The organism is Enterococcus sp. 3H8_DIV0648, from assembly GCF_002140655.1.
Classification (GTDB): domain Bacteria; phylum Bacillota; class Bacilli; order Lactobacillales; family Enterococcaceae; genus Enterococcus_A; species Enterococcus_A hulanensis.
This window is the reverse complement of record NZ_NGLG01000002.1, coordinates 808,190-813,856: the sequence shown is the minus strand read 5'-3', so window position 1 is coordinate 813,856 and position 5,667 is coordinate 808,190. Positions and strand designations below refer to the sequence as shown.

At 39.5% G+C, this 5,667-nt stretch carries 7 protein-coding genes and 1 pseudogene; 5 read left to right on the top strand and 3 right to left on the bottom strand.

Going from position 1 to position 5,667, the window contains the following annotated elements; all coding sequences use genetic code 11:
- The first annotated feature begins 53 nt into the window (after window positions 1-53).
- Genes A5875_RS20070 through A5875_RS23865 form a run of 3 tightly spaced genes read left to right on the top strand, consistent with a single transcriptional unit; the run spans window position 54 to window position 2,020 of the window.
- Window positions 54-908: a glycosyltransferase family 8 protein gene (locus tag A5875_RS20070; RefSeq protein ID WP_088935336.1), complete on the top strand. Its 855-nt coding sequence runs from the start codon at window positions 54-56 to the stop codon at window positions 906-908.
- Window positions 905-1,795 (top strand): glycosyltransferase family 8 protein, encoded by an 891-nt coding sequence (locus A5875_RS20065; protein WP_088935335.1) that lies wholly within the window; start codon window positions 905-907, stop codon window positions 1,793-1,795. Before A5875_RS20070 ends, A5875_RS20065 begins: the two co-directional genes overlap by 4 nt.
- A gap of 51 nt (window positions 1,796-1,846) precedes the next feature.
- Window positions 1,847-2,020 carry a hypothetical protein gene (locus tag A5875_RS23865; RefSeq protein ID WP_176244764.1) on the top strand — a complete coding sequence of 58 codons (174 nt, stop codon included), beginning with the start codon at window positions 1,847-1,849 and terminating at the stop codon, window positions 2,018-2,020.
- Window positions 2,021-2,073: 53 nt separating this feature from the next.
- Here the strand turns inward: A5875_RS23865 and A5875_RS20060 are convergent, their stop codons facing one another.
- Complete coding sequence (locus tag A5875_RS20060; protein WP_088935334.1) at window positions 2,074-2,544, bottom strand: MarR family winged helix-turn-helix transcriptional regulator; 471 nt, start codon at window positions 2,542-2,544, stop codon at window positions 2,074-2,076.
- A 543-nt stretch (window positions 2,545-3,087) separates the two neighbouring features.
- Here A5875_RS20060 and A5875_RS20055 point away from each other — a divergent pair.
- Together A5875_RS20055 and A5875_RS20050 are read left to right on the top strand one after the other, a co-directional pair.
- The gene (locus tag A5875_RS20055) at window positions 3,088-3,510 is read left to right on the top strand and encodes a GNAT family N-acetyltransferase (protein ID WP_088935333.1); all 423 of its coding nucleotides are present in this window, start codon (window positions 3,088-3,090) and stop codon (window positions 3,508-3,510) included.
- A gap of 163 nt (window positions 3,511-3,673) precedes the next feature.
- Window positions 3,674-4,507: a DUF6544 family protein gene (locus A5875_RS20050; protein ID WP_088935332.1), complete on the top strand. Its 834-nt coding sequence runs from the start codon at window positions 3,674-3,676 to the stop codon at window positions 4,505-4,507.
- A gap of 76 nt (window positions 4,508-4,583) precedes the next feature.
- On the opposite strand, the gene A5875_RS20045 is transcribed toward A5875_RS20050, so the two are convergent.
- A complete protein-coding gene (locus tag A5875_RS20045; RefSeq protein ID WP_088935331.1) occupies window positions 4,584-4,991 on the bottom strand; it encodes a YjdF family protein in 408 nt (135 codons plus the stop codon).
- Window positions 4,992-5,389: 398 nt separating this feature from the next.
- Window positions 5,390-5,667 (bottom strand): annotated as a pseudogene (locus tag A5875_RS20040) (type I restriction endonuclease); the annotation flags it as partial.

The following is a 5,667-nucleotide window of genomic DNA, read 5'->3' as shown; positions in this document are numbered from 1 at the left end:
TGTAATTAGCTGTTATTAAAAAATATAAAAAACGAGATAGGAGTGAAGAATATATGCTATCGAAAATTGAAGAAATTCCCGTAGTCACGGCAGCAGATGAAAATTACGCTCCTTATCTGAGTGTAATGATCTCAACGCTATTAGACAAGACGGCAAGAAAAACACCGATTCGATTCATTATTATAGATGATGATCTTTCGGTATCGAGTAAAGAGAAATTGATCCAAACGGCACACCAACATTCTGATGCGGCTGTTATTCAATTTGTTAAGGTTGATGAAGAAATTTATGAAGATTTTTTAGTCAGCGACCATATTACAACTACCGCATATTTCAGAATTTCAATGCCGAAGATTTTGGCGGATAAGAATTATCGCAAAATTTTGTATATTGATTCAGATACATTGATCTTGGATGATATCCAAAAATTGTATCAACAGGATTTGGAAGGAAAAACGATCGGAGCCATCATCGATCCTGGACAGACGAAGGCACTAGAACGATTAGGTGTTGAATCTGATGATTACTATTTTAATTCTGGTGTGATGGTGATCGATGTCGCTCAGTGGAACAAAGAGCACATTACTGAAAAAACGATCGACTATTTGAAAAACAATGGAGATAAGATCATTTATCATGATCAGGATGCGTTAAATGCTGTTTTATATGAAAACTGGCAGCCAATTCATCCTCGTTGGAATATGCAATCGTCGTTGATTTTTGACAAGCATCCGGCACCGACTAAACAGTATGATGAACGATACAAAGAGGGACGGAAAAATCCGGCGATCGTCCATTTTACGGGCCATGATAAACCATGGAACACTTTAGAGGGGCATCCTTATCAAGAATTGTATATGGAGATATTGAATAAAAGTATTTTTATGGAGACGGTGAAGGTAAAATGAAAAAAGATAAATTTACAGTAGTTTCAAGTTGTAATGACGGATTTGCGGAGCACGTATCGGCACTTTTTGTTTCGATTCTCGAAAATACCGAACACTCCGCAGCAGATTTTGATTTTTACGTAATTGATGATGAGATCAGTATTGCCAATAAACGGTTGATGCGTGAGACGATCAAAGAATATGATGCCTCACTGCACTTTTTAACGATCGACAAGAAGTATTTCGCGGATGCAGTGGAGAGTGATCGCATCCCAGAAACCGCTTATTATCGGATCGCGATCCCAGAATTGTTCCGTGATCAAGACCTTGAAAGAATTCTTTATCTGGACTGCGACATGATTGCGTTGGCAGATATATCCGAGTTAAGGGAGATTGATTTGAGTGGGTATACGCTGGCTGCGGTAGAAGATGCCGGTTTCCATCATCGTTTAGAGAAAATGGAGATCGCCTGTGATTCAACTAAATACTTCAATTCAGGCTTTATGCTGATCAATATGAGAAAATGGCTATCGGAAAATGTGACGAATCGGGTATTGCGCTACATTCACGACAATCCTGATAAATTGAAATTTCATGATCAAGACGCATTGAATGCGATCTTGCATGACCATTGGCTGCAGCTTCATCCGAAATGGAATGCTCAAAGCTATATTATGAAAAGAGAAGTTCAGCATCCAGATCCAGAAGGGGAGAAAGAGTATTTTCAAGCTCGCAGAGATCCAAAGATTTTGCATTACTCAGGCCACGTTAAGCCGTGGGACCCAGAGTTTACTTCGTCTTTGAAAAAATACTATGAAGAATACGAAGACTTGACCGCTTTTAGTGAAGATGAGACAGAAGAAGAAAAAAGTTCAACCAAACTATCCTCAACCAGAAAGCTAGGCTAAGTAAGCTATAAGTCAAATTCGTTATTATCAATCAAGCAAGGAGTGAATCTAATGAAAGCTATGATGACAAGCAAGGCGGGACATTCGAAGGGCCGCTTCCACCCTCAATCGAACAAAAAGAAGGATTCAAAACAAAACAGTGCCGTTCGTTCACTGCTATTCAAGATACTATCGGTCTTTGTGATCGGATTTATTACAAAAAAAATCAACAGTCGAAAAAAATAAGCACAACAAAAGCCGCAAGAGAATGAGGGTTCTCCTGCGGCTTTTGCTTATTTTCAAGGACGTCCAAAGCGATTTCGCGGCTTATGTTTGACCTGTGGTTCAAGCTCGTTGATCAATTTCGTCAAAATATTTTCAAACTGTTCTTTTTCCTCATGGGTCAGCGCGTCTAAGACGACAGGTTGGAAATCATCACTTTGTTGAGCTGCGATTTTTCCGCGAGGAGTCAAATGGATATTCATGACGCGTTTGTCCTCCAGCGATTTTTCACGAGTGATATATTCTTTTTTCTCAAGCTTGCGAATCATCTCGGATGCCGATTGCGGACGCATGTCTAGACGGCTGACTAAATCTTTTTGTGAGATGGTCCCGTGTTGACGAATAATGCTCAAGATTTGCCCTTGGCCGCGATTGCGGTTTTCAAATTTGAATGGACCACGAGAATTTTCTCGAAAGAATTGCATGAATAAACTGTTTAATTCAAAGTACTTTTCAGTCACGGTCAAATTTAGTTCTTTTTCATCCATGGATTTATAACCCCTATTCATATGGAATAATGATATGTCATCCATCATTTTATCAGGTTACCTAAATAAATTAAAGTTTTCTGTTAGTAAATTAAGCAGACACGATTGATTCTGTTTGCTGATGCGACGACTGGCATATCGGGCTTATTTGATTAGTCCTTTGGAAAATAAAAGGTGGAACCTCTGGCATATCTCTAGCAATAACCGCGAATGCCTTGTGATAGATGCGCTCAATCGATTGTTTTATTTCACTAAAACTTTTTTCTTTCCATTTTAGTCCAACAGCTGATGAGGAGTTCGCTTCAAGTGCAGAAGGAGGAAGCTGCTTTTACTACACGGATTGTGAACTAGGAAGCCTAATACAATCGTTGAAGTTATCATCAAAATTGAATCTCGCTCTATACAAAATAAGAAAACTCTAGTTATTGACAACGGATTTCATTCTGTTAGACTGAGTACTGTTAGTCGGAGGGCAACTATTGCTGGATAAGATAAATCTTATCCAGCATTTTTTTGTCTAAAAAATTGGAGGAAAAAGCAATCATGGAAATTAAAACAAGAGATTATTTAGAAAACAAACAGATAATAATTAAACAATTAGATGAATATACCGTTGAGACGGTACCTGAACTTTCGCAGTATGAATTTAAATCCATCAGCCTTGTTTGTGAAGAGGACGGTCAGATTTTTGGTCGTATCGTTGGAGAGATTCATTGGCATTATTTGCGCATCGAGCTTTTTTATGTGGATGGCAAGATACGTGGAAAAGGAGTTGGCAGCCGAATGCTTTCTGAGATGGAACAAATTGCTGAAAAGGAACAGTGCTCTCTCGTCTTCTTGGAAACGATGAGTTTTAATGCACCAGCTTTCTATTTACATCATGGCTATGAGATTATCGGACAAATCGACAATCATCCGTTGGAAGATGAAACCCACTATTTTATGTGCAAACGGTTGAAGGGATAAAAAGTGTTGGAGCTGATCAAAAGTTATCATCATCGATTTGGGTGATAGCTTTTTCGACTTTATTGAACTTATCGAAATAAGCCCTTAGCCTCATGTTTATACTTTCGGTTTCATATATAGTAGAGATAAACCACAAAATTGTATATGAAAGGAAGGATGAGATATGCTGCTATGGGGTCTAGTAATTGTTTTAGCACTTATAGTCATTTATTTTTTTCTGCCGGGCGGATCTGCTTGGAATAAATACTTGGCGGATATCGAAGATTCTTTTCAACAGGAAGAGCTTCCACCTGAACCACAACTGATCACTGAGGAGTCAATTGAACAGCTGCCGCCGTTATTGAAGAAATATTTAAAGAAAAATGGTTATGTCAATCGACCGCTGATGCGCAATATGCAGATTCGTTTTGGAAATACCAAGTTTCGTATGTCTGCGGATAAAGCGCCGATCGCGATCGATTTTTGCCAGGTCAACTTTGTTTATCGACCAGATCGCTATGCTTTTCTGCAGGCACGGATGTTTGGGCTGCCTGTTCAGGTGAGAGATAGTGTGAAGGATGGGCGCGGAGCGATGATCGGAGTTATTGCTAAGCATTTTCAATTGTTTAATTCGACTGGACCTGAGATGGATCAAGGACAATTGATCACAGCTTTGGCTGATGCGGTTTTTATGCCGGGGTTGTTTTTGCAGGATTATGTCGCTTGGCGGACACTTGATGAGCGAAGAATCGAAGGAACGATCACGTGGAATGGCGTGAGTGCGAAAGGGCGATTTACTTTCGATGATTCGGGAGATGTTGTTCGCTTTGATACGGATGATCGCTATATGGATGAAAATGGGAAGGGGACTTCATTAGTTCCTTGGTTCGTTCTTTATGAAAATTATGAGAGCGACGGCGACTATCGCAGACCGGGACGTGTCAGCGTAAATTGGAAGCTGCCTCAAGGAATCGATAACTATTTTGTTAGTGATAAGATCAAGATCTGGCATAGATAAAATAAAAAAATACAGCTGCGGCTGTATTTTTTTATTGGGTTTCATGAACTCGCTGCTGCTGGTTCGCAAAACTTTTTTAGTGTCCTTTATGCTTTTCGCGTTTCTTGGTTTGCTTTTGCTGGAAACGGGCTTCGGCGGCTTGGGCTTTTCTCAGCTTTTTTTGCGCCTTGTTGAGCGTTTTAGTTTGTTCCCGTAATTCGCTGATCGCAAGCTGCGCCTTGGTGGAAACGACTGGCTGTCGTTTTTCACGATTAATCAATCGCTGCATTCGCTTCGGATTGATTTTCTTCTCAGACTTTTTCTCAGCGGCGACAGTTCCAGCTTCATCCAATAAACGCGGCAAACGTTTCGCGATAAAGGCGAAAACATCCGCGTCTTTTGGTTCAGCCCCAAAAACATATCGGATAACTTGGTAATGGCCATCGGTTTCAGCTTCTACCAAGCCGCACCAAAAACTGCCATCGAAGTAGATCGTCAACTTCATGATGACACCTCCCTTAATTGGATTTCAAGCAAGGGACAACCCAGGGAGGGCAGGTTACTGACATTTTCATGCGGCGGACTACCAACCGCCATGTGTTTTTATGCTCAACTTTAGTGTACTAGGTTTGGAGAGAAAATCAATAAGTTCAGCGGAAAGTGTGTCTATCAGCGAAATTAACTTCCTTTAGCGGTGGGAGAGTTACGCTAATTTGTTTCCTTGGTGGAATATTAATTGTGTTAAAAAAAGATAATTAATGTCGGGTAATCATATTTTTACTTCCCAGAGAAATAATTGAGTCAAACGCTGAGCATTCCTTTTGTTGCGTTATAATTTCCTCTCGAACTAATTAGAAGCGTTGATATATCAGTGTTTTTTCCTGTCTCTTATACACATCTAGATATGAAATCCTCGGAGGGTTCATCCAATTCAGTCGATAGATATTCTTTTAGTGAACTTAAGTATTTTAACTCAGCTGCTGAACTAGTAATTTTGTCTACATCAAAATTATCTTTATGAAATTTTGCAAGTTCTGGGATTTGATTATCCTTAATTTTTGTAATATCCACTGTTAAAAAGGGAGAAAGATCCATTTTGTTCGGTTCATCTAAATCAGTAAAAAACTTATATTCTTGTCCGTTTGTTAAGATTCCAAATTTTGATTCAGTTGTTCCAAAGT

Coding starts and splice junctions, on each gene's coding strand:
- A5875_RS20070 (WP_088935336.1), top strand. CDS start 54: ATGCTATCGAAAATTGAAGAAATTCCCGTAGTCACGGCAGCAGATGAA.
- A5875_RS20065 (WP_088935335.1), top strand. CDS start 905: ATGAAAAAAGATAAATTTACAGTAGTTTCAAGTTGTAATGACGGATTT.
- A5875_RS23865 (WP_176244764.1), top strand. CDS start 1,847: ATGAAAGCTATGATGACAAGCAAGGCGGGACATTCGAAGGGCCGCTTC.
- A5875_RS20060 (WP_088935334.1), bottom strand. CDS start 2,544: ATGGATGAAAAAGAACTAAATTTGACCGTGACTGAAAAGTACTTTGAA.
- A5875_RS20055 (WP_088935333.1), top strand. CDS start 3,088: ATGGAAATTAAAACAAGAGATTATTTAGAAAACAAACAGATAATAATT.
- A5875_RS20050 (WP_088935332.1), top strand. CDS start 3,674: ATGCTGCTATGGGGTCTAGTAATTGTTTTAGCACTTATAGTCATTTAT.
- A5875_RS20045 (WP_088935331.1), bottom strand. CDS start 4,991: ATGAAGTTGACGATCTACTTCGATGGCAGTTTTTGGTGCGGCTTGGTA.